We start from the raw sequence: 25,380 nt of genomic DNA, 5'->3' as shown, positions 1-25,380 counted from the left end.
CGGGGCCGCTAGCGTGTGTGTCGGCGCCCCAGTTTCCGGGAGCGCCCCCTTCCAGGGACACGGTTCCGGACCCCCGCCCATCGGGGCCCGGCCCGAGTTCCAGCAAGCCGCCTACCGGGTCTATGGGCGGTGTCGCGGAAGGGGGCGCCCATGGGTCGTCACCGCAAGCCCACCCGCTGGGATCGGATCCGTCTTCGGGCGGCCCGGTGCCGGAGATGGTGCATCTTGTGGACCTACGGATGGTGAGCGGCCGCCCCTACGGAAATTAGGGGCGGACACCCGTAAACCATTCAGGAGCCCGCCGCAGTAAAGCGCTCCCGGCTGCGATGGCCTCCCCTTCGTACGCTACCGACGCAAGCGTCCCCCGCGCCACCAGCCCCGGAGGCGCAGCCACCTGCACGCGCCCCCTTCACAACCGATGCGCCGCCCCCGTAGGCGTCGCCCCCCGCGTGTCCAGCAACAGCTGCGCCTTCACCGACAGCCCCTGCAGGTCGTACGTGCGGTGTTGCTGGAGGAGGATCGTCAGGTCGGCGTCGGCCGCCGCCTCGTAGAAGGAGTCCGCGCGCGGGAGGGGGCGGTCCAGGACGCTCCAGGACGGGACGTGGGGGTCGTGGTAGCTGACGGAGGCGCCCAGTTCCATCAGGCGCATCGCGATCTCCTGGGCGGGGGAGCCCTGCTGGTCGGCGAGGTCGGGCTTGTAGGTGACGCCCAGGAGCAGTACGCGGGCGCCCCGGGCTGACTTGCCGTGCTCGTTCAGGAGTGTGGCCGCGCGCTGGATGACGTACTGGGGCATGTGGTTGTTGACCTGCTGGGCGAGTTCCACCATGCGCAGGGTGCGGCCGGCCTGGCCCCGCAGGTCCTGGGGAGTGGCGTGGCCGCCGACGCCCGGTCCTGGGCGGAAGGCCTGGAAGCCGAACGGCTTGGTCTCCGCGCAGCGGATGACGTCCCACAGGTCGACGCCCAGGTCGTGGCAGAGGACGGCCATCTCGTTGACGAGGGCGATGTTGACGTGCCGGAAGTTGTTCTCCAGGAGTTGCACGGTCTCCGCTTCCCGTGGTCCACGCGCGCGTACCACCTTGTCGGTGAGCCGGCCGTAGAAGGCGGCGGCCGACTCGGTGCAGGTGGGGGTGAGGCCGCCGATGACCTTCGGAGTGTTGGCGGGAGTGAAGTCGCGGTTGCCGGGGTCGACACGGCTGGGCGAGTAGGCGAGGTGGAAGTCGCGGCCCGCCCGCAGTCCGGAGCCCTCTTCGAGGAGGGGGCGCAGGAATTCCTCCGTGGTACCCGGGTGTACGGGTGACTCGAGGATCACCGTGGTGTGCGGGCGCAGGCAGGCGGCGAGGGTGCGGGCGGCTGCCTCCACCTGGCTCAGGTCCAGGGTTCCGTCGGCGCCGCGCGGGGTGGGCGCGCAGATGACGGCGGTGCGTACCCGGCCGAGTTCGGCGGGACCGGCGGCCGTCCGGAAGCCTCTGGAGATCATCCGGCGCAGTTCGGCGGCGGTGAGGGAACCGGCCTCGGGGCCGGTCTTGTACCCGAGGGTGGGGATGCCGGCGGCGACGGCGGCCTGGGCCAGCGGCAGGCCGAGATGTCCGAGTCCGATGACGGCGAGGTCTGCGGGCATGCGTGGGCCGTCCTTCCCAGTAGCCGAAGCAGGACAGGTGCGCAAGCCCTGTGGACTGGACGAGCGAGCGCAATGTCAGACTAGGAGTAAATATGACCGATATGCGGGATTGGGTGGGCGAGTTTCCACAGGTGTTTCTGTGAGGGTTGTCCACAGGCTGGGGGCGGGTGGTGGCCGAAGTCGGGCAACCCGGTCAGAATTCGGGCAGGGGATTCGGGCAGGCGCAACCGTACGGCTACACCATCAGCCGGCCGTACGGGACGGCCGGCGCGACCGACAGCGGGAGGCAGCGATGAGGACAGTGGCACTGGGACCGGCGCAGCGCGCCGAGTCACTGGCAGCAATGGCCGAGCGTGAGCTGGACGTGCTGGTCGTGGGCGCCGGCGTGGTCGGTGCGGGCACCGCGCTCGACTCCGTGACCCGCGGTCTGGCCACGGGGCTGGTGGAAGCCCGTGACTGGGCGTCGGGCACGTCGAGCAGGTCCAGCAAGCTGGTCCACGGTGGCCTGCGCTATCTGGAGATGCTCGACTTCGCCCTCGTGCGGGAGGCGTTGAAGGAACGCGGACTGTTGTTGGAACGGCTCGCACCGCACCTGGTGAAGCCGGTGCCGTTTCTGTACCCGCTTCAGCGCCAGGGCTGGGAGCGGCTGTACGCGGGGGCGGGCGTCGCGCTCTACGACGCGATGTCGATGGCCCGCGGGCACGGGCGGGGCCTGCCTGTGCACCGCCACCTGAGCCGCCGTCACGCCCTGCGTGTCGCGCCCGCCTTGAAGAAGGACTCGCTGGTCGGAGCGTTGCAGTACTACGACGCTCAGATGGACGACGCCCGCTATGTGGCCACCCTGGTGCGCACGGCCGCGGCATACGGTGCGAAAGTCGCCAACCGTGCGCGGGTGACCGGGTTTCTGCGGGAGGGCGAGCGCGTCGTCGGAGCGCGGGTGCGGGACGTCGAGGGCGGCGGGGAGTACGAGATCCGCGCCCGGCAGATCGTCAACGCCACGGGGGTGTGGACCGACGACACTCAGGGGATGGTCGGCGAGCGCGGCCAGTTCCACGTCCGGGCGTCCAAGGGCATCCATCTGGTCGTGCCCAAGGACCGGATCCACTCGACGACCGGGCTGATCCTGCGCACCGAGAAGTCCGTGCTGTTCGTGATCCCGTGGGGCCGGCACTGGATCGTCGGGACGACGGACACCGACTGGGACCTCGACAAGGCCCACCCGGCGGCGTCCAGCGCCGACATCGACTATCTGCTGGAGCGCGTGAACTCGGTGCTCGCGGTGCCGCTGACGAGGGACGACGTCCAGGGCGTGTACGCGGGCCTGCGGCCCCTGCTCGCCGGCGAGTCCGACGCCACCAGCAAGCTGTCCCGCGAACACACGGTGGCGCATCCGGTGCCGGGGCTCGTGGTCGTGGCGGGCGGCAAGTACACGACGTACCGGGTGATGGCGAAGGACGCGGTCGACGCGGCGGTGCACGGGCTCGACCAGCGGGTCGCCGAGTGCGTGACGGAGGACGTGCCGCTGCTGGGGGCCGAGGGCTATCGCGCGCTGTGGAACGCGCGGGCGCGGACAGCCGCGCGCACCGGCCTCCATGTGGTGCGTGTGGAGCACCTGCTGAATCGATACGGCTCACTGGCGCAGGAGGTTCTCGATCTGATCGCGGCGGACCCCACGCTCGGCGAGCCACTGCAGTCGGCGGAGGACTATCTGCGGGCGGAGATCGTGTACGCCGCCTCGCACGAGGGCGCGCGGCACCTGGACGACGTGCTGACACGGCGGACCCGGATCTCGATCGAGACGTTCGACCGGGGGACGCGCAGCGCCCGTGAGGCGGCGGAGCTGATGGCGCCCGTCCTCGGCTGGGACAAGGACCAGATCGAGCGCGAGGTCGAGCACTACGACAAGCGGGTCGAGGCGGAGCGCGAGTCGCAGCGCCAGCCGGACGACCTGACGGCGGACGCGGCGCGGCTGGGTGCGCCGGACATCGCCCCGCTCTGACGCCTCGGCGACTTCTGCCGTCGAACCTCCGACTTCGAACTTCCGGCGACCTCCCAGCCGTTCCTGTCGAATTCCTGAACGTCACTCGAACGGGTGTCGTGAGCTGGGATCTTCGCTCGGCACCCGTCCGTTCTACGGGTGCGGGGGCAGAACTCGGCGGCGGGTGGGGCCGGTTCGAGATCGGGGTCCGCGTTCGCGTCCGGGTTCGTTCGGAGAGTGAGGAGGGACTCACAGCAGGTGGGACGGCAGAGCGTGGGCTTCACGCGCTCTCCCTTCCCACGGGCCGCCGTCCGTCCCGAGAGGCACCCGGGGCGTCGGCCGGTTGTCGGGTGAGGGACAATGGAGGCTCTGTCAGGGCGGGTTGCATGAGGGGACGCATGTCGGAGGCGGAGCGGGCGGGAGCATCATCCCGTCAGGACAAGAGCGAGCGTCTCCTCGCCGGGCGGTACCGGCTGGGAGGAGTCCTCGGCCGCGGCGGCATGGGCACCGTATGGCGCGCGGAGGACGAAACCCTGGGCCGGACCGTCGCCGTCAAGGAGCTGCGGTTCCCGGGGAGCATCGACGAGGACGAGAAGCGGCGGCTGATCACGCGGACGCTGCGCGAGGCCAAGGCGATCGCGCGGATCCGCAACAACAGTGCCGTGACCGTCTTCGACGTGGTCGAGGAGGACGACCGGCCGTGGATCGTCATGGAGCTCGTCGAGGGCAAGTCGCTCGCCGAGGTCATCCGTGAGGACGGGCTGCTGGAGCCGCAGCGCGCGGCAGAGGTGGGCCTCGCGATCCTCGACGTGCTCAGGTCCGCGCACCGCGAGGGGATCCTGCACCGAGATGTGAAGCCGTCGAACGTGCTGATCTCCGAGGACGGCCGGGTCGTCCTCACCGACTTCGGTATCGCGCAGGTCGAGGGCGACCCGTCGATCACCTCGACCGGCATGCTCGTCGGCGCGCCCTCCTACATCTCGCCGGAGCGGGCCCGAGGCCACAAGCCCGGCCCGGCCGCCGACCTCTGGTCGCTCGGCGGCCTGCTGTACGCGTCGGTCGAGGGTGTGCCGCCGTACGACAAGGGGTCCGCGATCGCGACGCTGACCGCCGTGATGACGGAACAGCTGGAGGAGCCGAAGAACGCGGGGCCGCTGAAGGAAGTGATCTACGGGCTGCTCACCAAGGATCCCGCCAAGCGGCTCGACGACGCCGGTGCGCGCACGATGCTCAACGCGGTGATCCACAGTCCCGAGCCCAAGCAGTCCGAGCCGGAGCCGATGGACGCCACGAAGGTGGTGCCGTTGCCGCCCCTCCCCGGCAAGGGCAAGCGGGCGGACAAGGGCGCGGAGAGCGCGAGTCCGGCCGACGCGGGCTCCGGGGGCAAGCGGGGCGAGGAGGCCGGCGAACGGCTCCGCGGGGCGTTCCGGTCCGTGAAGAAGGCGGCCGTCGCGGCGGGCGCCGGGGCGGCGGCGGTCCGTACGAAGTCCGCCGACTCCGCCGACTCCGCCGACTCCGCCGGGTCTGCCGGGGCTGGTACGGGCGCTGCGGCTTCCAGGAGTGCGGCTTCCGGGAGCGTGGCCTCCGCCGGGGTGGCGAGCGAGGCCGCGAAGAGTGGTGGTGCGGAGGAGTCCGGGAAGCAGGCCGGAGGCACTGCTCAGGGGGCCGTTGTTCCCGGGGCTCGGGACGGCCAGGCTCGCGAAAATGGGGCCCAGACGGGTGACTCCGGTACCGGCGGGCGGAGTTCGGGGTGGCCTGTGGTGCCGCCGCCGGATCTGCCGCCCCGGTCCGTGCCCAGGGCGTCCCTCACCGATGTGGTGCCCAAGCGGACGCTGGTGATCATCGCGGTGGTCGTCGCGGTCATCGTGCTCGGCGTGGTGCTGGCCATCCTCCTCGGAGGCGACGGCTCCACCGGCAGTTCCGCCGACGGGGCGAAGGGCGGCGGGGCCAAGGCGACGTCCACGGCGTCCGCCTCCGCGGAAACCAAGGAGGACAAGGACGACGACACCCGTACGGACGGCGGGCAGAGCGCCGACGCCACGGCGGGCGGGGAGTCGGGCACCGGTTCGGGCACGGGATCGGGATCGAAGAACTCGCCCAGTGCGACGGCGAGCGAGTCCGGCGGGTCCGCGCGCGTGTCCCCGTACAAGAGCGCGCAGGGGTTCTCCATCGGACTGCCCGCCGGGTGGAAGTACGAGTCCACGGGGGCCGCGGGAGCCCGCTTCGCGGGGCCCGACGGACAGAAGCTGCTCGTCGGATGGACCACCACGCCCAAGGATGATCCCGTGGCGGACTGGAAGACCCAGGAGCAGTACATGACGCGTTCGCAGTACGACAGGATCCGAATAGAAAAGGTGGACTACCGCGGCTGGAACACGGCCGACTGGGAGTTCACCTACGCCGAGGGCGGGACGAAGTACCGGTCGGTGGACCGGGGGTTCGTCGTCAACGACCAACTCGGGCATGCGCTCATGTACACGGCGAAGGCGTCCAATTGGGACAGTGAGCTGCGCAAGGAGACATGGCGGACGTTCACGGAGACGTTCGAGCCGCAATCGTGATGTGCGCGGTTCCGAGTTGAGGCCGTGAGATCTCGGATCCCCTCTTTGCGAGTTGCCTCCGGCACGTATCGTGAGTGGTTGCGGACCGTACGCATGCAGAACGGGACGTAAGGCGAACGGAATTGAGCAGCCGGGCGGCCGGGGGAGGCGCTGTGGAGGAATACGCGGGGCGGGTACTCGCCGACCGCTATCGCCTGCCGCTGACGCCGTCCGATGAGTTCGAGCAGGCGGAGATCCGGGCCTTCGACACCTACAGCGGGCAGGAAGTACTGGTCAGGCAGGTTCCGTTGCCCGAGGTCGTCGAGGCCGAGGTACTCGACTCGGACGGGCTGCCGGACGGGTTCGTGGCGCGGGACGGGCGGCGGGCGCGAGGCGCTGCCGCGCGGTCAACGGCCACCCGACGGCCCAGCGATCCGGCTGTACGGCGTGCCATCGAGGCCGCGCAGGCCGCCGCGTCCATCCCCGATCACCCACGGCTCGACCAGGTTTTCGACGTGTTCGCGCAGGGCGGTTCGCTGTGGATAGTGAGTGAACTGGTGCCGGCCCGGTCGCTGGAGTCGCTGCTCGCCGAGAAGCCGCTGACGCCGTACCGGGCGGCCGAGGTCGCCGCCGACGTCCTCATGGCCCTGCGGGTGCTGCACGCCCACGGCTGGGTGCACCGCAACATCACCGAGCGCACGGTGCTGGTCTGCGACGACGGGCGAGTGATGCTCACAGGGCTGGCGGCCGGGGCGGCGGAAGAGGCGCTGTGCGGGTACGACCCGGTACCCGGCCGGGACGGGCCGGGGGCTGCCGAGGCGTTGGGGGACGCGAAGGCCATAGGCGGCGCGGCAGTTGGCGCTCCGGGTACCGGTGCGGGGCATCCCGGTGGGGGTGGGGGTCACGGGGTTTCCGGGGGGACGTTCGCCGGGGATGCCGCAGTCGATCCCGAGGCTGCCCGGCGTGCGGCCATCGAGGCGCGGACCAGTGGCGGGGTGCCCGGGGCCGGAGTCGATGAGAGCAGCGGAGGCTCCGCCGGGGGCGAGCGGCGCGCGTTGGAGACCGGCGGGGACATCCGGGCGGCGCGGGCCGGGGCGATCGCCGCGTATCGGGCGGGAGCCCGGGCCGCGGCCCGGGTGCAGGAGGCCGAGCAGAGCGGGCGCACCGCGCTGCCCGGCGCCCGGCCTTCGGTCGAGGCGGCCGGTGGCGCCGGTGTGGGTGCGCACGGCACCGGAGTGGAACGGGTCCCGGCCACTCCGCCTCCGGGGCAGATCGCCGACCCCTACGGCGTGCGACCCGCGACCGCCTGGAACGGTGCAGCCGGCCCCGCCGCCGGGTTTACGGGGCAGGTCGGGCACGCCGGACAAGCACGTACCGCTCTCCCCGCCGGGGGACACGGCGCCGCGACGGGCGGGGTCGCCGACAGTGTTCCGCGGCAGCAGCCCTGGCCGCCCACTCACGCCCACCCCCAGGACCAGCCCCCGCCGGCCGACCGTGTTCCCGGCCGGCCCCCGGGCCGCTGGGGCGGCACGGCGGTCGCCGATGCCCCCAGGCGGGGGCCCGCCACCGCGCTGGCCGCCGAGCGGGCGCGCCAGGCACGGATGGCCGTCGTCGGGGCGGTGACCGAGCGATGGGCGCCCGAGCAGGCCGGTCCCGTGCACGAGAACTGGCAGCTCGCCGCGCCCATCGGGCCCGCGACCGACCTGTGGGCGCTCGGCGCGCTGCTCTTCAGGGCCGTACAGGGGCATGCGCCCTACCCGGAGGAGTCGACGGCGGAGCTGGTGCAGCTGGTGTGTGCCGAGCCGCCCGCCTTCGCCGAGGAGTGCGGGCCGCTGAGGCCCGTCGTGGAGTCGCTGCTGCGCCAGGACCCCACCGAGCGGCTCGACGTCGAGGAGTTGAACGGCTGGCTGCGCTCCCTAGTCCGGTCGGCGCCGGAGCCTGAGGCCGGCGTGCACATCGTCGCCGCGCCGCCCACCGATCCGCGCCGCCTGCCGATCGTGCGGCGCCGCGGCGAGCTGGTGCGCAGGCGCCGGGCGGGCTTGCCCGCGACCGGTCCGCACGGCCGGCACAAGCGGGCCAGGAAGGAACAGCGGGCGCCGCGCAAACTGGGCCGCAACCTGCTCCTCCTGATACTGCTCGCACTGGCCGCGGCGATCGCGTACGCCATGTACTTCATGCCGAAGGCCGGCAGCAGCGGAGCGCAGAGCGGGGACCGGACCGGTTCCGCCGGAGAGGCGAGCGCGGCGCCGGAGCAGTCGGCCGACAACCCGGACGCGAGCAGCGAACCGCGGCCCGAGCAGACCTCGCCCGGCAGCGGGAACGACAACAGCGCCTCCCCGTCGACCGGTTCGTCCGAGACGCAGGAGCCCTCCGGGCCCGATGCCGCCGCCGGATTCACCGTGCGCACCGACCCGGAGGGCTTCCGTGTCGCCGTCGCCAACGGCTGGGACCGGGCGGCCAAGAACGGGCGCGGCCAAGTCGTGTACTCGCACGGCTCGTTCCAGCTCATCGTCGTACCGGGCCGGGACACCACGCAGGCGTACGGCGCCGATCCGATGGCGTACCAGCGGGAGCGGGAGTACGAGCTGCAGCCCTTCCGCGACTCGACCTGGGCCACGTCCAGCGGGATGCGGACCATCGAGGTGGGCGGACGGACCATGGCAGAGGGGCAGTTCACCTGGCAGAACAGCTCCGGCAGCGAGGTGTTCGTACGCAATCTCGCGATAGTCGTCGACGGGCGCTATCACGTGGTCCAGTTGCGCGGGCCGGAGGCCGAGCGGGACGAGGTGACCCGTCTGTACGAGCAGGCGGCGGCCACCTACCGGTTCACCGGCTGACCACGGGGTTCCGCCCGCTGGGCAGAACCGTCACAGTGCTGTCCCCGTAGGCACCCCTGTGGTTCCCTCCGGCGAGGGCGCTCCCTAGTCTTGCCCCTGCCAAGACCATTGCGGGGAAACGTGAATCAGATGCAGGGCCTGCTCCTCGCGGGCCGCTACCGGCTCGTCGACGTCATCGGCAGCGGTGGCATGGGCCGGGTGTGGCGTGCGCACGACGAACTGCTGCACCGTGCCGTCGCCGTCAAGGAGTTGACGGCCGCGCTGTACGTGTCCGAGAGCGAGAAGGCCGTGTTGCTCGCCCGCACCCGGGCCGAGGCGCGCGCGGCGGCGCGGATCAACCACTCCGCCGTCGTCACCCTGCACGACGTACTCGACCACGACGGCCGGCCCTGGATCGTGATGGAACTCGTCGAGGGCAACTCGCTGGCCGACGCGGTCAAGGAGGCCGGGCGCGTCGAGCCGCGCGAGGCCGCCAGGATCGGACTGTGGGTGCTGCGCGCGCTGACCGCCGCGCACGCCGCCGGCGTACTGCACCGGGACGTCAAGCCCGGCAACGTTCTCCTCTCCCAGGACGGCCGCGTCCTGCTCACCGACTTCGGCATAGCCCAGGTCGACGGGGACACCAACATCACCCGTACGGGAGAGATCGTCGGGTCGGTCGACTACCTCGCCCCGGAGCGGCTGCGCGGCGAGGACCCGGGTCCGTCCTCCGACCTGTGGGCGCTCGGCGCCACGCTGTACACGGCCGTCGAGGGCCGGTCCCCGTTCCGGCGTACCTCACCGCTGACCACCATGCAGGCGGTCGTCGAGGACGAGCCCGCCGAGCCGCGGTACGCCGGTCCGCTCGCGCCCGTCATCAAGGCCCTGCTCCTCAAGGATCCCGCCGTACGGCCCGCGGCGGCCGAGGCCGAGCAGATGCTCGCGGAGGCGGCGGAGGGGCGACGGCCCCGCTCGGCCGAGCAGTATGTGCCGACGCTTCACGCCGGGTCGATGCGGGCGCCCGGGCTGGGGGAGGTCGGGACCTTCCGGATAGGCGGGGCGACAGCCGGCTCACCCACGCCGCATCAGGGGACCGTCGTCGGTTCTGCCCCGGGCCGGCCACGCCGCCGGGGCCGTACCGTCCTCGTCGCCGCGCTGGTCGTGCTCCTCGGCGGGGGCGGGGCGCTCGCGCTGCACCAGTGGAACCCGGGGGCGCGGAACGCCGGTTCCGCCGCCCCGGTCTCTCCGTCCGTCACTGCCACTCCCTCCGCCGCTGCCACCGCCTCCGACGTGCCGAAGGGCTGGGTGCGTGTCGACGATCCGGCCGGTTTCAGCCTCTCGCTGCCCGAGGGGTGGACGCGGAAGGTCGAGAACGACCAGATCGACTACACGCCCGACGGCGGAAAGCACTTCCTCCGTATCGCCATCGACGAGTCCCCGGACTTCGACGACCCCTACCTGCACCTGCTCGACCTGGAGCAGCAGCTCAAGCGGCTCAGCGGGTACCAGAGGGTGAGCCTGGAGTCGAACGTCTACCGCGACCGCAAGGGCGCACTCTGGGACTTCACCTGGACCGCCCTGGCGAAGGACTCGGAGTTTCCCGGCCTGCGGCGGGCCGTCGAGCAGGCCTATCTCGACCGGGACGGAACCGAGTACCTGATCTACATGTCCGCTCCGGCGGCCGACTGGGCGACCGTACGCGAACAGTTCACAACGGTGCTGCGGGGGTGGCGCCCGAACTCCGGCTGACCCCGTTCCCCGTTGCTCCCCGCAGGCAGCCGCCCTGGTACGGCGGTTGTCGGTCATCCGCTGCTCACCGCCTCGGAGCCCCGTTCTCCGGTGCGGCATGATGAGGCTCATGGGGACCGAGGGGGACAGCTTCCGTGTGATCGCCGGGCGGTACCGCCTGGAGGCGAGGCTCGGCCGGGGCGGCATGGGTGTCGTCTGGCGGGCGACCGACCAGCTGCTCGAACGACGGGTCGCGGTCAAGGAACTGACGCAGGACACCTCCCTCTCGGCGGACGAGGCCCGGCTGCGGCGCGACCGCACCCTGCGCGAGGCGCGCGCGGTCGCCCAGTTGCGCCACCCGCACATCATCGTCGTGCACGATGTCGTCGAGGACGACCAGCGCCCGTACATCGTCATGGAGTTGACCGACGGCGACTCGCTCGCCGACCGGATCTCCCGGGACGGCCCCGTCGACGCCGAGGAAGCCGCCCGGATCGGCATCGCGCTGCTCGGCGCCCTGGGCACGGCCCATGCCGCCGGGGTCCTGCACCGGGACATCAAGCCCGCGAACGTGCTGATGGAGGACTCCACCGACCGGATCGTCCTCACCGACTTCGGTATCGCCCAGGTAGAGGGCGCGACCACGCTCACCGAGAGCGGCTCCTTCGTCGGCTCGCCCGAGTACACCGCCCCCGAGCGGATGTCGGGGATCAGGACCGGGCCGGAGTCCGACCTGTGGTCGCTCGGCGCGCTGCTCTGCACGGCGCTCAGCGGCGAATCGCCGTTCCGGCGCGACTCGTTGGGCGGCATCCTGCACGCCGTCGTGATGGACGAGGTACGGCCACCGGCGCAGGCCGCGCCGCTTCTGCCCGTCGTACGGGGGCTCCTCGAACGCGATCCCGAGCGGCGCCTGGACGCGGCGGAGGCGGAGCGGATGCTGCGGGCGTTCCGGGCGACCGGGCGTACGCCGAAGCTGTCGGCCGGGTACTCGCCGGCCCGGCACCAGGACCGGCGGGAGGAACCCGGCCGGGACGCGACGCCGACAGCCTCCCGCCGTACGGCTGCGTCCCGTATGGACGCCGCGCGTACGGCGGACAAGCCGGCGCGGCCCGCCGGGCGCTCCGTGCTCGTTGCCGCGGTGCTGGTCGCGGCGCTTGCCGGGGCGGGGGTCTCGGCGGCGGCGCTGCTGATGAACTCGGGGGAGGGCGGAGGCGGCGCGCCGGGGAGCACGGCGACGGCGACAGCGGCGGTGTCGGGCACTGCGGGGGCGACGGTGTCGCCCGGTACGACCGCGCCCTCCCGTTCTTCACGGACCGCTCCCTCCGGCTACCGCCTCGCGCACGATCCCCGTGGCTTCTCGCTCGCCGTCCGGGACGACTTCACGCGTACCGAGCAGGGGGAGCGCGTCTTCTATCTGTCGCCCGGGGAGACCTTCCGGCTCGGCGTCAGGGTCGTCGACCCCGAACCGGGCGGCCCGCTCGCGGTGATGAGGCGGGCGGACGCGGCGGGGCCGTCCTCGAACCCGGGCTACCGCGACGGCCGGGTCACCGAGACCGTGCACGGCCAACAGGTCGCCGCCCTCTGGGAGTTCACCTGGGACGGCTTCAGCGCGGCCGAGGGACCCCGGCACACGTACGACCTGTGCTGGGAAGAGGGCGGGCGGATGTACGACGTGTGGGTGTCGGCACCCGTCGGCAAACTGCGGATGGCGAAGGAGTATTTCGATGTCGCCCTGGACACGTTCACCCCAGGTGTGTGACCGGAAAAGCGATGGCGGCGGCGAATTCAGAGACCGACTGCCGCCCTGACAAGTCCCGCCTTTCCGGTTCTTCCCACCCTCAGGGCGAAACCGCCACCGGAACGGGAAACCGGCTTCGCGTACCAAAGCCCGCTCCGGCGCCACCACTTGGCCGCACCCAACTTCTTCGGCGGCTGGGGCAGGGGCAACACTCTTTCTCCGAGCCGGAGTTCGCCGCTCCACACTCCCGGCGCCAGCTCGGTCACGGGCACATGGACGGTGAACTGCTCGCCGTGCGCGGGCCGTACGGCGGGAAACACCGCCGTGGCGCCCTCCGCGTCCTCGTTGCGCAGATGCACGGTCAGTGCCCCGCGCGGGTACGCGCCGAGCGTGCAGCGGCCCGTTATCAGCAGCTCGGTCGGCCGGCCGGCGTGCCAGCGGATGTCGCCGAAGGCGAGGCGCTTCAGCACAGGGTGCTTCCGCTCGCCGAGGTCGATCGTGTAGTTGCCGTACGGGACGGTGGTGTAGAGGGTGACGGCACGCCGACCGCGTACGGTCTCCGTGATCCGTACGTCCGGACGGCCGGGCAGCCGGTCCGCCCGTCTGCTGCCTATGCGCACCTCGCGTGCGAGCCCCTGGGCTCCGACGGAGAGGGATATGTCCCACAGCCCGTCGTCGAGGGGCGATCCGCCGGCGACGGTGTCTATGTCGAAGGCCGCCTCGAACCCGGCCTTCTCGTACGAGTACCGCCCCTCGTCCTCGTCGGCGCCCAGGCACGGGGACACGGTGTGGGTGACGGGCAGCCGGTACTCCGTTCCCGTCTCCCGCTCGCGCAGGACGAGTTCGGTGGTGACCTCGTGCGTCTCCACCCGGTGCAGATACGCGTACCCGGCCAGCCGCACCCGGGTGCCGCGCAGTTCGGCCCGCGAGACGTGATGCCGTACCTCTGTTTCGGGTATCTCTGTTTCGCGCCGTCTCGGAGAAGCTGTTTCGGGCACGGTCATCGTCACGTTCTCCAATAAGTGTGAAGTGTGAAGTGCGAATGCGCGCGCCGTTATCTGGTATACGTGGCGACTGGCTCGTGAAGATACCGTGACCCGATCGTGTCTTCAAGGTAAGAGCGCCGTGATCATCCTGCTCGGCGGGGTGAGCCGGGTCACCCTTGAATGCCCGCTTTGTTCCTTCCGTGTACGGGCGGATTGCGAACTCTGCTAAAACGTCGACATGGACATGAGTACCGGCGTGGGCAACGAGTTGTTCGGGCGTGCGCACGCCCGGCAACGATGGGCGGCGCGCGGTGCGCTCGGAGCGGCCGGGCTGGCCGTACTGCTGCCGATCGGATACGCGGGCATGGGCAGCCTGCTGCTCGCGCTGGTCGGCGCGGGTGGCGCCGTGCTCACCGCCTCCGCCCTGTGGTGGGCGCTCGCCCGGCGCGGCCTCGTGCGGGGTGTGGGGGCAGTCCTGGCCGTCGCCACCCCCGTCGCCGTCGTCGCCCTCTTCGCCGCCGCCAACCTGCTGGGGCCGGCGCTGGCGTCCCTCGTCCTGTGGGGCGTCGCCCTGTGGGCCGGAAAGTTCGCGCTGAGCAGCACCAAGTCCCATGTCGTACCGGTCCGCGAGTACGAGTCGCCCGCGCCCGTCCGGCCCTTCCTCCTCATGAACCCGCGTTCCGGCGGCGGAAAGGTCGAGCGCTTCCGGCTGCGCGAGAAGGCGGAGCGGCTCGGCGCCCGCGTCCATCTGCTGGACACCGACAAGCCGGAGCCCGAGGACGTCGTCGCCCTGGCCCGGGCGGCGGTCGCGTCCGGCGCGGATCTGCTCGGCGTGGCCGGCGGCGACGGCACCCAGGCCCTCGTCGCGGGCGTCGCCGCCGAACACGGCCTGCCCTTCCTCGTCGTGTCCGCCGGTACGCGCAACCACTTCGCCATGGACCTCGGCCTCGACCGGGACGACCCGGCGGCCTGCCTCGACGCCCTCACGAACGCGGGCGGGGTTGAGGTGAAGGTGGACCTGGGCTTCCTCGACAGCGGTGGCGGTACGGCGGACAGCCGCCCCTTCGTCAACAACGCCTCCTTCGGCGCGTACGCCTCGATCGTGCAGAGCCCCGCCTACCGAGACGACAAGGTCGGCACCACCCTGGACCTGCTGCCCGAGCTGCTCACCTTCGAGCGCGGCCCGACACTGACCGCACGGGCCTACCCGCAGGCACGGAAGCAGCCGGGGGAGACCGTCATCCACGCGCCGCAGGCCGTGCTGGTCAGCAACAACCGCTACCGCATGGACGACCTGGTCGGCCTCGGTCGCCGCGAGAGCCTGGACGCAGGCATCCTGGGGGTGCTGGGCATCAAGGTCGAGGACGCGGCCCAGGCCGCCGAACTGCTGCTCGGCCGGTACGCCACCGGCCTGACCGTCGTCACCGCCCACGAGGTCGTCGTCGAGGCCGACCTGCCCGAGATCGAGGTCGGCCTCGACGGCGAGGCCCTCGTCCTGCCCACCCCCGTCCGCTGCCGCGTCGAACCGGGCGCCCTGCGCGTCCGCGTACCCCGTCACCGGCCCGGGGTTCCCGCGCCGACGCCCCCCATGGACTGGCGGCGGCTGCGCAAACTGGCGGCGACGGTGGGACGTACGGCACTGCCCCGTCGTACGACGGACGCCCTGAACCGGCGTCGACAAGCGTCCGCCCCGCACGGTAGGGATGGCACATGAGCAACGGCGGGGAAGACGGGGCCGGCAGGGGCGGGGGGAGCAAGGGCGACGAGGGCCGGCTGGTCGGTGGCCGGTACCGGCTGGCCGAGCGCATCGGCTCCGGTGGCATGGGCACCGTGTGGCGGGCCCAGGACGAACTCGTCGAGCGTGAGGTCGCCGTCAAGCAGCCGAGGCTGCCCGGCGACCCGCGGGACGCCGCCCGTCAGCGCATCGCCCACCGTCTCCACCGGGAGGCGCGGGCCGCCGCGCGCGTCGACCATCCCTCGGCCGTCTCCGTCCACGATGTCGTCGTCGAGGACGGACTTCCCTGGATCGTCATGGAGTTGGTGCGCGGCGAGTCGCTGCACGAGATGCTTCAGCGCGGCGCCCTCAAGCCCGCCGAGTCCGCGCGCATCGGCCTCGCCGTGGTCGGGGCGCTGCGCGCCGCGCACTCCGTCGGGATCGTCCACCGGGACGTGAAACCCGCCAACGTCCTGATCGGCCCGCACGGCCGGGTCGTCCTCACCGACTTCGGCATCGCCCACATCATGGGCGAGGAATCCCTCACGATGAGCGGGGAGTTCGTCGGCTCCCTCGAATTCATCGCACCCGAGCGCATGTCGGGCCGGGGCGCCGGCCCCGCCTCCGACCTGTGGTCGCTCGGCGTACTCCTGTACGCGGCCGTCGAGGGCTGGTCCCCCTTCCGCCGTACGACCCTGGAGTCCACGCTCGCCGCGATCCTCGCCGCCGAGCCGCCCCAGCCCCAACAGGCGGGCCCACTCGGCCCGTTGCTCGTGCGGCTGCTGGCGAAGGACCCCGCTGAGCGCCCCGGCGCCGACGCGGTTAGCGCGGGCCTGGAGGCGGTGGCCAAGGGCTGGCCGCTGCCGCGGACACCGGAGCGTGGCGAGGTGACGGAGGCTCAGGACGCCTCCAGTATGCGGGAGTTGACGGACGACCGGGGGACGGTACAGCTGCGCGGGGCCGGCGCCGCACCCGAGTCCGCGCCGGAGACACCCGCACCGGGCACCCCGGTGCACGAGACTCCTGTACCCGGCACCTCGCTGCACGAGTCGCCGGGGACACCCGCACCGGGCACCCCGGTGCACGAGACTCCCGTACCCGGCACCTCGCTGCCCGCCCCTCCCGCGCCCGAGCCCTCCGCCGAGACCCGTGCCGCCTCGCTGTCCGCTCCCAAGCCGGCGCGGCGTCGGCGCCCCCTGCGTACCGCCCTCGCGCTCCTGGCCGGTGCCGTGGTCCTCGTAGCCGTGGGCGGGCTGTTCCAGGGTGTGCTCGTCGAGACCAGCGACAGCAGTGAGGCCGCCGTGGGAGAGCGGGTGAGCGGCGCCCCGACCCCCGTCCCCGCGACGACCGGGGCACTGCCCACCCTCGACAACTGGCTGGACCATGACGAGAAGGATCTGAGGGCGGTCCTCGCCCTGCCCCGCCAGTACGTCCGCTTCCACGAGCAGGGTGACGCCGACGACCAGCCGCGGATGGCGCTCTACGACAACGACGGGGTCGTCCAGGTGCGACTCACCCTGTGGGACAAGGCACCCCGCTCGCCCATGGGCCAGGCGGAGAAGGCGGCCGAGACCTGGGCCGGGTACGGGCAGTCGAGCACCCAGTACACCAACACGACCTTCGACGGCTACGAGGCCGTCCAGGCCGACACCACGTACGACACCGAGGGCAGGCTCGTCCGGGTCATGCAGATCATGATCCTGACCGACGACAGCCGGCTGTACGAACTGCGCGTCGACATGCCCAAGGGGACACCGGACGAGAAGCGGGGGACCGAGGTCTTCAAGGGGGCGCGCGACCGGCTCGAAATCGAGCAGTAGTGAGCGAGGGGTGAGTGAGGGGTGAGCGAGAGGTGATTCATCCCGCTGTCCCCTCCGTGCGCACAGGGATGGCCAACGCCCTGATCAGCGGATTCGTTGCCAGCGCTCACTGGCGGTATGCCGGCCTGATGTGCGTAGTCGGTGAATCCGGGTTACCCATGGGTACCCAAAGCCTCCGAGCCGTCATACCCTGCGGCTCATGACGGACTCGCAGGCCCCGGTAAAGCCCGGCACAGACGCCCCCACCGGTACGAACCCCCTGGCACCCGCGCCCACAGGCGCCCGCACCGCCGCCGACGTGGTGACGCCCGAGCTGATCGCCCAGCTCACCAAGGGTGTCGTCGGCTCCGGTCGTACCGCCAACCACACCCCGTTCACCGGCGAGAAGCTGGCAGACCTGCCCGAGTCCACCCCCGAGGACGTGGAGAAGGCGTACGAGCGGGCCCGCGTGGCCCAGGCGGTCTGGGAGCAGACCCCGGTACGACAGCGCGCCGCCGTGCTGCTCCGCTTCCACGACCTGGTGCTGGAACGCCAGGCGGAGGTCCTCGACCTCATCCAGCTGGAGACCGGCAAGGCCCGCCTGCACGCACACGAGGAGGTCCAGGCCGTCGCCGTGGCCGCCCGTCACTACGGCCGCACGGCCCCCCGCTACCTCAAGCCGAAGCGGCACGCGGGCGCGATGCCCACCCTCACCAAGGTCACCGAACTGCGCCACCCGCGTGGGGTGGTCGGCCAGATCGCCCCCTGGAACTACCCGCTGGAACTGTCCGTCGGCGACGCGATACCGGCCTTCGTCGCGGGCAACGCGGTCGTGATGAAGCCGGACACGGAGACCTGCCTGACGGCCCTCTGGGCCAGGGACCTGCTCATTGAGGCCGGTCTGCCCGCAGATGTCTTCCAGGTCGTCCTCGGCGAGGGCCCGGTCATCGGCCCCGAGGTCGTCAAGCACGCCGACTACGTCTCCTTCACCGGCTCCACCCGCACCGGCCGTGAGGTCGCGCAGGGCGCCGCCGCGCGCCTGGTCGGCGTGTCGCTCGAACTCGGCGGCAAGAACGCCATGTTGGTCCTGGAGGACGCCGACGTCGAGAAGGCGGCGGCGGGCGCGGTCCGGGCCTGCTTCTCCTCCGCCGGTCAACTCTGCATCTCCATCGAGCGGTTGTACGTCCACCAGTCGATCGCGGACGCGTTCGTGGAGCGTTTCGTGGCCCGTACGAAGGCGATGCGGCTCGGCAAATCCCTGGCGTACGGCGCCGACATGGGCTCGCTGGTCGGCGAACGCCAGTTGGAGACGGTGACGAAGCACGTCGACGAGGCGGTCGCGAAGGGCGCGAAGATCCTCGCGGGCGGCACCGCCCGCCCCGACATCGGCCCGTACTTCTACGAGCCGACCATCCTCGACGGCGTCGAGCCCCCGATGGCCGTCTGCTCGGAGGAGACGTTCGGCCCGGTCGTCTCGATCTACCGCTTCACAACGGACGACGAGGCGGTGGACCTCGCCAACTCCACGCCGTACGGCCTGAACTCCTCGGTCTGGTCGAAGAGCGCCGCCCGTGGCCGAGCCGTCGCGGCCCGCGTGCGCTGCGGCACGGTCAACGTCAACGAGGGTTACGCGTCCGCGTACGGCAGCGTCCAGTCCCCCATGGGCGGCATGAAGGACTCGGGCCTCGGCCGCCGCCACGGCTCCGAGGGCATCCTCAAGTACACCGAGGCCCAGACGATCGCCCAGCAGCGCCTGCTGCCGATGGCCCCGGCCCTGGGCATGGACGACGAGAAGTACGCGGAGTTCATGAGCAGGAGCCTCAGGGTGATGAAGGCACTGAGGCTGCGCTGAGACCCACCTGTGTCAACGGCTGTGCGCCGAGCAAGAGTTCTGTTCTCAACGAGGAGAGCAAGTGTCGTACGACAGCGATCACGAGGACGACTATGACTACGACGTCCTCGTCGTCGGTTCCGGCTTCGGCGGCTCCGTCACCGCCCTGCGCCTGACCGAGAAGGGGTACCGGGTCGGCGTACTGGAGGCGGGCCGCCGCTTCACGCGCGACACGCTTCCCAGGAACTCCTGGGACCTGAAGAACTACCTGTGGGCTCCCAGGCTCGGTATGTACGGCATCCAGCGCATCCATCTGCTGGGCAACGTGATGGTGCTGGCGGGCGCGGGTGTCGGCGGTGGTTCGCTGAACTACGCCAACACCCTCTACGTACCGCCGAAGCCGTTCTTCGAGGACCCCCAGTGGCGTGACATCACGGACTGGCAGGAGGAGCTCCGCCCCTACTACGACCAGGCCCGGCGCATGCTCGGCGTACGCCTCAACCCGACGATGACCCCGTCCGACGTCCATCTGAAGGCGGCGGCCGAGCGGATGGGTGTCGGCGACACCTTCCATCTGGCGCCGGTCGGCGTGTTCTTCGGTGACGGCGAGGACGCGGAGGGCGGAGTGCGGGCGGCGCCGGGGGAGGAGGCTCCGGACCCGTACTTCGGCGGTGCCGGGCCCGCGCGCAAGGCGTGCACCGAGTGCGGTGAGTGCATGACGGGCTGCCGGCACGGCGCGAAGAACACCCTCAACGAGAACTATCTCCACCTGGCCGAGAAGGCGGGCGCGGTCGTCCACCCCCTGACGACGGCCCTGTCCGTCACGGACGACTCGCGCGGCGGCTACGCGGTGGCGACGCTCCCGACGGACGCGCAGAGGAAAGGCGCGAGGAGGAGGGGCGGGAAGGGGAAGAGCGGGAAGGGGAAGGGCGAGGGGCGTACCTTCACGGCCCGCCGTGTGGTCCTCGCGGCCGGCACCTACGGCACCCAGACCCTGCTGCACCGGATGAAGGCCGGCGGTCAACTGCCGTACCTCTCCGATCGGTTGGGCGAACTGACCCGTACCAACTCGGAGGCGCTGGTCGGCGCCCAGACCAACGACCGCCGCTATCGCAAGGCGACCGGCCAGGCGAAGGCCGACTTCACGCGCGGAGTCGCCATCACGTCCTCGATCCACCCCGACGAGTACACCCACATCGAACCGGTCCGCTACGGCAAGGGCTCGAACTCGATGGGCGGCCTGTCGATCCTCCAGGTCCCGTACGCGGAAGGGTCGTCCAGAGCCCTGGGCTGGCTGGCGAACGCGGCCCGTCACCCTCTCCTGGTGCTGCGCTCGATCTCCAACCGTCACTGGTCGGAACGGACCATCATCGGCCTGGTGATGCAGTCCCTGGACAACTCCCTGACCACCTATCTGAAACCGAAGGGCGCGGGCAGAGGTCTTCTGACGGCTCGTCAGGGTCATGGCTCCCCCAACCCCAAGCAGATCAGGGCGGCGACGGAGAGCGCGTCGGCGATCGCCGCGGAGATCAACGGCTTCGCCGGCAGCAACGTGGGCGAACTGATGGGCATGCCGCTGACCGCCCACTTCCTCGGCGGCTGTCCGATCGGCGACTCACGGGAGACGGGCGTGATCGACCCGTACCACCGTCTGTACGGCCACTCCGGCATCTCCGTGGTCGACGGCGCCGCGGTCTCCGCGAACCTGGGCGTCAACCCGTCCCTCACGATCACCGCCCAGGCCGAGCGTGCGATGTCGTACTGGCCGAACAACGGCGAGGCGGACCCGCGTCCGGCCCAGGGCGCCGCGTACGAGCGTCTGAAGCCGGTGGAGCCGAAGGCGCCGGCGGTCCCGGCGGAGGCGTTCGGCGCGCTGCGGCTGCCGTTCCTGGGGATGCCGGCGGTAAGGGCCGCGGGTAACGAGGGAAAGTAAAGAGAAGGACCCGCGCCCCCCTCCGAGCGCAGGTCCTTCTCTTGTCCTTGCCGGAGGCTTACGCCTCCGTGCCCGCCTTCCGGCGCCGCATCGCGAACACCGCACCCGCACCGGCGACGACGGCGACACCGCCGACGAGGCCGATCATCGGCAGAGCCGAACTGGAGCCGGTGTCAGCGAGGTTGCCGGTCGGCAGGTCGGAGACGTTGCCCTGGGGCTTCTGGACCGAGTCCTTGGAGCCGCTGTCGCTCGGCGTGGCCGTACCCGGGTCGGTGTTCGAGGAGCCGGCCTTCAGCACCTCGAAGTCGTACTGGGCCCAGCCCTCGGCGATGCAGTCCTGGCCGTCGACGTTGTCGATGTACGCGCCGGAGCCGAAGGAGTAGGCGTCGCCCGCGGGGGCCTGCTCGTCGATGCTGACGCGCAGGTCCACGGACTCGCTCGACTTGGCCTTCAGCTTGTCGAGGTAGAAGAAGTAGTCGCCGGCCCACTCGTCGTCGCCGATGCGGTCCCAGCTGCCGGTCTCGGGGTTCTTGAACTCCAGGTCGACGTACGGGCTCAGGAACTTCGCCTCGTCGAGCTCGTAGTTCTCGATCTCGGCGTAGAAGGCGACGCCCTTGAGGTCGGTCTTCGACTCGTTGGTGACGACCAGCTCGAAGGCGTGGAAGCCGTCGCCCGCGACGATCTTGCCCGGCAGGCCCTTGATGCCGGCCGACACCTGGGCGTCGCCGTAGTTCTCGTCGAGGTCCTCGCAGAACGGGACGTCGGGGTCCGTCGGCTCCTCGCTCGGCTCGGCGGAGACCGAGGGGGACGGGGACACGGACGGGGAGGACGAGGAGGACTCGCTCGTGCTCGCGCTCGGCGAGACGCTGGAGGACGGCGCGTCGGACGGCAGGCCGGTGTCGGACGGGGCCGGGTCCGAGGGCGTCGCCGACACGGTGTCGCTCGGGGTTCCCGAGGGGGTCTCGGTGACGGCCGTCTCGCTCGGGGTGGCCGAGGGCGACTCGTCGGCGAACGCGGCGGGCGCGGACAGCAGGGCCAGCGGGGCTATCACAGCCGTCGCCGCTGCTGCGGCCATGGCACGGCGAAGCTTCATCAAGACCTCAAGACCTCAGGAATGTTCAGGCGCGGGGCACGGATGTGACCCCTGATTCTGAACATGTGACATGTGACAACTGTGAATGGTTGCTCTTCGCTCACAGAAAATTTATGTGTGCTGGATCACACATGGATCGGCCCCCAGGTTTCATCGCGGCCGGTTGTGGATCCGCTTTCGGATCGCCTGGAAATATCCCTCGTGTCCGAGGGGCGGTCTGGCGGCAGCCACGACCTGGACGACGGGAGGTGCGGGACCGTCACGCGTTCCTGAGCCCCGGGCTCCGGACGGAGTGAAGGGCCCCGCGGGACGGAGCCGCGGGGCCCTTCTCCGTCAGCACCGGCGTCAGGGCAGCGCCGGTGCCTGGGGGAGCGGCGCCGGGGGGTTGCGCCGCGTTGTTGGTCTGTGCCCATGGTCGCCAACCTGGCGCACGGGGGGCGCGCGTTTGGTCTGGACCAATGGCGGTCGGGAGTCGCAAGTCAACGCACGTGTCTGCTACGGGACTTGGGGCTGTTCTTGCATCGTGCTGGAAGGTCGCTGTGCACGCAACCTTTTGACCCGGCCTTGTACTTTTTGGGCTTGTGCTTTGCCGGCCGACCCCGGGCGTCCCCGGAGCCGGCCGTTCTCTGGGGTGACCGGGCTGCTGTCCCCTGCCGTCCGGTCACAACCCTGGAGCCACGCGTGGTTTGTGCGGGCCCGCCCCTGGCTGGCACGGACACCGGAATCAACGAAGGCTGCGGACGCCGGTCACGCGCCGGACGGGTGAGGCGGTGCCCGAACTCAGATACGACCCCGGCAGAGCTCCAGCAACGTCATCGCGAGGGAGGTGCCGGGCCTGCCCAGCGCATCGCTGTAGTGGCTGAGCACCTCCAGCTCGCGGGACAGGTTCACCCGCCGCCCGCCGGAGGCGATCCGCGTCTCCTGGACGACTGCGGAGACGGCCATCCGCTCCTGGACGAGACCGATGATCCGGTCGTCGAGGGCGTCGATGCGTTCACGTGCGCCGGTGATCACATCGGCGGCGGTGTCAGTGGCGTCGGTGACGGTCATGCGGGGCTCCTTGTCGGACGGGGCGGTGCGCCCCGGACCGGCAGGACCCGGAACGGCAGGCGCCCCGGGCCTTGTCGGCCCGGGGCGCCTGGGAAGTCGCTTGTCAGTTGCTCAAGCAGCACGACCATGGCAGCCGGCGGGCCGGTTGCCATAGGTAAAGAGGAAGGTCGGGTGCGTGAGCATGGGACGCAGTATGCCACGGTGCTTCTACGCGATGCCAAGGTGCTTCTGCGTACACGCCCAGGCATCTCCAGCCCGTCCGGCATCCGAGGGCGACGCCCGGTTCAGGGCCGCATCAGGGGTCTGGGAGCGACGGCCCCCAGTGACGGCAAAGTGCCCCACGGTCACCCCGGTAGAATCGGCCGCACAGACCCCCGCCCAACCGCCGGAAGGCCCCCGTGTCAGCAGCGACCCCCGCCCCCGACACCGTCCTGGTCGTCGATTTCGGTGCGCAGTACGCCCAGCTCATCGCCCGCCGAGTCCGCGAGGCCCGGGTCTACAGCGAGATCGTGCCGAGCACCATGCCGGTCGAGGAGATGCTCGCCAGGAACCCGGCGGCGATCATCCTCTCCGGCGGCCCCTCGTCGGTGTACGCGGAGGGCGCCCCCGGCGTCGACCGCGCCCTCTTCGAGGCCGGCGTCCCCGTCTTCGGCATGTGCTACGGCTTCCAGCTGATGGCGACCACCCTCGGCGGCACGGTCGACAACACCGGAGCCCGCGAGTACGGCCGTACGCAGCTGACCGTCACCAAGCCGTCCTCCACCCTCTTCGAGGGCACCCCGGCCGACCAGTCGGTGTGGATGTCGCACGGTGACGCCTGCTCCGCCGCCCCCGAGGGCTTCTCGGTCACGGCGTCCACGGACGTCGTCCCGGTCGCCGCCTTCGAGAACGACGAGAAGAAGCTGTACGGGGTTCAGTACCACCCCGAGGTCATGCACTCCACGCACGGCCAGCAGGTCCTCGAACACTTCCTCTACCGGGGCGCCGGCCTGACCCCCTCGTGGACCACGGGCAACGTCATCGACGAGCAGGTGGCGCTCATCCGCGAGCAGGTCGGCGACAAGCGCGCCGTCTGCGGCCTCTCCGGCGGCGTGGACTCGGCGGTCGCCGCAGCCCTCGTACAGAAGGCCATCGGCTCCCAGCTGACCTGCGTGTACGTCGACCACGGGCTGATGCGCAAGGGCGAGACGGAGCAGGTCGAGAAGGACTTCGTCGCCTCGACCGGCGTCACGCTGAAGGTCGTCGACGCCCAGGAGCGGTTCCTGAACGCGCTCGCCGGGGTCTCCGACCCCGAGGAGAAGCGGAAGATCATCGGGCGCGAGTTCATCCGCGTCTTCGAACAGGCACAGGCCGAGATCATCGCGGACGAGGGTCCCGAGGTCGCCTTCCTGGTGCAGGGCACCCTCTACCCCGATGTGGTCGAGTCCGGTGGCGGTACCGGCACCGCCAACATCAAGTCCCACCACAACGTGGGCGGGCTGCCCGAAGACCTCGAGTTCGAGCTGATCGAGCCGCTGCGCAAGCTCTTCAAGGACGAGGTCCGGATGGTCGGCCAGGAGCTGGGCCTGCCGGAGGAGATCGTCCAGCGGCAGCCGTTCCCCGGCCCCGGCCTCGGCATCCGGATCGTCGGCGAGGTCACCAAGGACCGCCTCGACCTCCTCCGCGAGGCCGACGCCATCGCCCGCGAGGAACTGACGGCCGCCGGCCTCGACCGCGACATCTGGCAGTGCCCGGTGGTCCTGCTCGCGGACGTGCGCAGCGTGGGCGTACAGGGCGACGGCCGTACGTACGGTCACCCGATCGTCCTGCGTCCGGTCTCCTCCGAGGACGCGATGACCGCCGACTGGTCCCGCCTCCCGTACGAGGTCCTGGCGAAGATCTCGACGCGCATCACGAACGAGGTCGAGGACGTCAACCGAGTCGTCCTCGACGTGACGAGCAAGCCGCCGGGCACCATCGAGTGGGAGTGAGCCCTTCCTAGGGTTCAGGTCCGCCTGAGGGTCCGCACCGGCTCTCCGGGCTGCCACACCTGGACGACCAGGTACTTCTCGTCCTCGACACAGGTCCGTACGACCTCCGTCAGCTCGGTGCGGAAGAGGTGGAACGGCTCCGGCGGTTCCACCTCTTCCCTGTACGCGGCCTTGGCGGCCGGATCCTCGACCTCGTACGCCCGCCCGCTGATCCGCACGTCACCGCCGCCCATGTCCGTCCCCGCGCCGGGGTTCGCCTGCAGGGCGAAGCGGGGGTCGCGGCGCAGGTCCCGTGCCTTGAGCGAGTCCGGCATCATGGCGAGCCACAACTCGCCCTTCAGGAAGCGGACTTCGAGACCGGAGGTGCGCGGCGAACCGTCCTGGCGGAGGGTGGCCAGCGTGTGGTGTGTGAAGGTACGGAACCGGTTCTCGACGGTTTCGGCCAGGTCGGGTTCCGCGGTGGTGAATACTGCCCAGTTCATGGGACCGAGTCTGACGTGGATACCCGACATCCTGTGACGTGTATTCCCCGGTGTCCTGTCGGTGTCTCGTGTCCCTGGCTCAGGTATCTGTTTCATCTCTTCGC

15 protein-coding genes are annotated in these 25,380 nt (G+C 71.1%); 10 read left to right on the top strand and 5 right to left on the bottom strand.

The features are described from left to right. Positions 1-409 precede the first annotated feature (409 nt). Complete coding sequence (locus RB628_RS05855) at positions 410-1,618, bottom strand: nucleotide sugar dehydrogenase (RefSeq protein WP_318319198.1); 1,209 nt, start codon at positions 1,616-1,618, stop codon at positions 410-412. A 292-nt stretch (positions 1,619-1,910) separates the two neighbouring features. Between RB628_RS05855 and RB628_RS05850 the strand changes: the two genes are divergently transcribed. From RB628_RS05850 to RB628_RS05830, 5 genes are all read left to right on the top strand, one after another. Beyond that, the gene (locus RB628_RS05850; protein ID WP_318319197.1) at positions 1,911-3,617 is read left to right on the top strand and encodes a glycerol-3-phosphate dehydrogenase/oxidase; all 1,707 of its coding nucleotides are present in this window, start codon (positions 1,911-1,913) and stop codon (positions 3,615-3,617) included. A 377-nt stretch (positions 3,618-3,994) separates the two neighbouring features. Further along, positions 3,995-6,157 (top strand): serine/threonine-protein kinase, encoded by a 2,163-nt coding sequence (locus RB628_RS05845; RefSeq protein WP_318319196.1) that lies wholly within the window; start codon positions 3,995-3,997, stop codon positions 6,155-6,157. Between the two features lie 152 nt (positions 6,158-6,309). Continuing rightward, entirely contained in the window at positions 6,310-8,973 is a 2,664-nt protein-coding gene (locus RB628_RS05840) for a protein kinase domain-containing protein (RefSeq protein ID WP_318319195.1), read from the top strand. 129 nt (positions 8,974-9,102) lie between these two features. Beyond that, positions 9,103-10,701, top strand: a complete 1,599-nt coding sequence (locus RB628_RS05835) for a serine/threonine-protein kinase (protein WP_318319239.1) — start codon at positions 9,103-9,105, stop codon at positions 10,699-10,701. 109 nt (positions 10,702-10,810) lie between these two features. Further along, a complete protein-coding gene (locus RB628_RS05830; RefSeq protein ID WP_318319194.1) occupies positions 10,811-12,439 on the top strand; it encodes a serine/threonine-protein kinase in 1,629 nt (542 codons plus the stop codon). A gap of 26 nt (positions 12,440-12,465) precedes the next feature. Here the strand turns inward: RB628_RS05830 and RB628_RS05825 are convergent, their stop codons facing one another. After that, complete coding sequence (locus tag RB628_RS05825) at positions 12,466-13,422, bottom strand: hypothetical protein (protein WP_318319193.1); 957 nt, start codon at positions 13,420-13,422, stop codon at positions 12,466-12,468. Between the two features lie 220 nt (positions 13,423-13,642). Here RB628_RS05825 and RB628_RS05820 point away from each other — a divergent pair, with 220 nt between their 5' ends. The 4 genes from RB628_RS05820 (at position 13,643) to RB628_RS05805 (ending at position 20,681) form a co-directional block, all read left to right on the top strand. Beyond that, entirely contained in the window at positions 13,643-15,118 is a 1,476-nt protein-coding gene (locus RB628_RS05820; RefSeq protein ID WP_412180597.1) for a diacylglycerol/lipid kinase family protein, read from the top strand. Further along, positions 15,115-16,938 (top strand): serine/threonine-protein kinase, encoded by a 1,824-nt coding sequence (locus tag RB628_RS05815; RefSeq protein WP_318319192.1) that lies wholly within the window; start codon positions 15,115-15,117, stop codon positions 16,936-16,938. Before RB628_RS05820 ends, RB628_RS05815 begins: the two co-directional genes overlap by 4 nt. Positions 16,939-17,137: 199 nt before the next feature. Beyond that, positions 17,138-18,769 carry a succinic semialdehyde dehydrogenase gene (locus RB628_RS05810; protein WP_318319191.1) on the top strand — a complete coding sequence of 544 codons (1,632 nt, stop codon included), beginning with the start codon at positions 17,138-17,140 and terminating at the stop codon, positions 18,767-18,769. A 61-nt stretch (positions 18,770-18,830) separates the two neighbouring features. Then, complete coding sequence (locus RB628_RS05805; protein WP_318319190.1) at positions 18,831-20,681, top strand: GMC family oxidoreductase; 1,851 nt, start codon at positions 18,831-18,833, stop codon at positions 20,679-20,681. Between the two features lie 58 nt (positions 20,682-20,739). Here the strand turns inward: RB628_RS05805 and RB628_RS05800 are convergent, their stop codons facing one another. After that, on the bottom strand, positions 20,740-21,756 hold the full coding sequence (locus RB628_RS05800) for an LAETG motif-containing sortase-dependent surface protein (protein ID WP_318319189.1): 1,017 nt from the start codon (positions 21,754-21,756) through the stop codon (positions 20,740-20,742). Between the two features lie 798 nt (positions 21,757-22,554). After that, positions 22,555-22,824 (bottom strand): chorismate mutase, encoded by a 270-nt coding sequence (locus RB628_RS05795; protein ID WP_318319188.1) that lies wholly within the window; start codon positions 22,822-22,824, stop codon positions 22,555-22,557. A 398-nt stretch (positions 22,825-23,222) separates the two neighbouring features. Here RB628_RS05795 and guaA point away from each other — a divergent pair, with 398 nt between their 5' ends. Next, complete coding sequence (gene guaA, locus RB628_RS05790; protein ID WP_318319187.1) at positions 23,223-24,794, top strand: glutamine-hydrolyzing GMP synthase; 1,572 nt, start codon at positions 23,223-23,225, stop codon at positions 24,792-24,794. 14 nt (positions 24,795-24,808) lie between these two features. Here the strand turns inward: guaA and RB628_RS05785 are convergent, their stop codons facing one another. Continuing rightward, complete coding sequence (locus tag RB628_RS05785; RefSeq protein ID WP_318319186.1) at positions 24,809-25,276, bottom strand: pyridoxamine 5'-phosphate oxidase family protein; 468 nt, start codon at positions 25,274-25,276, stop codon at positions 24,809-24,811. Positions 25,277-25,380: the final 104 nt, after the last annotated feature.

The sequence above is a fragment of the Streptomyces sp. ADMS genome (genome assembly GCF_033441795.1).
In the GTDB taxonomy this organism is placed as follows: Bacteria; Actinomycetota; Actinomycetes; order Streptomycetales; family Streptomycetaceae; genus Streptomyces.
Note: the sequence above shows the minus strand (reverse complement) of the source record. Positions and strands in the feature narration are given on the sequence as shown.

What these genes read in the sequence shown, in the direction of transcription:
- RB628_RS05855 (WP_318319198.1), bottom strand. Translation starts at nt 1,618, where the DNA reads ATGCCCGCAGACCTCGCCGTCATCGGACTCGGACATCTCGGCCTGCCG.
- RB628_RS05850 (WP_318319197.1), top strand. Translation starts at nt 1,911, where the DNA reads ATGAGGACAGTGGCACTGGGACCGGCGCAGCGCGCCGAGTCACTGGCA.
- RB628_RS05845 (WP_318319196.1), top strand. Translation starts at nt 3,995, where the DNA reads ATGTCGGAGGCGGAGCGGGCGGGAGCATCATCCCGTCAGGACAAGAGC.
- RB628_RS05835 (WP_318319239.1), top strand. Translation starts at nt 9,103, where the DNA reads ATGCAGGGCCTGCTCCTCGCGGGCCGCTACCGGCTCGTCGACGTCATC.
- RB628_RS05830 (WP_318319194.1), top strand. Translation starts at nt 10,811, where the DNA reads ATGGGGACCGAGGGGGACAGCTTCCGTGTGATCGCCGGGCGGTACCGC.
- RB628_RS05825 (WP_318319193.1), bottom strand. Translation starts at nt 13,422, where the DNA reads ATGACCGTGCCCGAAACAGCTTCTCCGAGACGGCGCGAAACAGAGATA.
- RB628_RS05820 (WP_412180597.1), top strand. Translation starts at nt 13,643, where the DNA reads ATGGACATGAGTACCGGCGTGGGCAACGAGTTGTTCGGGCGTGCGCAC.
- RB628_RS05815 (WP_318319192.1), top strand. Translation starts at nt 15,115, where the DNA reads ATGAGCAACGGCGGGGAAGACGGGGCCGGCAGGGGCGGGGGGAGCAAG.
- RB628_RS05810 (WP_318319191.1), top strand. Translation starts at nt 17,138, where the DNA reads ATGACGGACTCGCAGGCCCCGGTAAAGCCCGGCACAGACGCCCCCACC.
- RB628_RS05800 (WP_318319189.1), bottom strand. Translation starts at nt 21,756, where the DNA reads ATGGCCGCAGCAGCGGCGACGGCTGTGATAGCCCCGCTGGCCCTGCTG.
- RB628_RS05795 (WP_318319188.1), bottom strand. Translation starts at nt 22,824, where the DNA reads ATGACCGTCACCGACGCCACTGACACCGCCGCCGATGTGATCACCGGC.
- RB628_RS05785 (WP_318319186.1), bottom strand. Translation starts at nt 25,276, where the DNA reads ATGAACTGGGCAGTATTCACCACCGCGGAACCCGACCTGGCCGAAACC.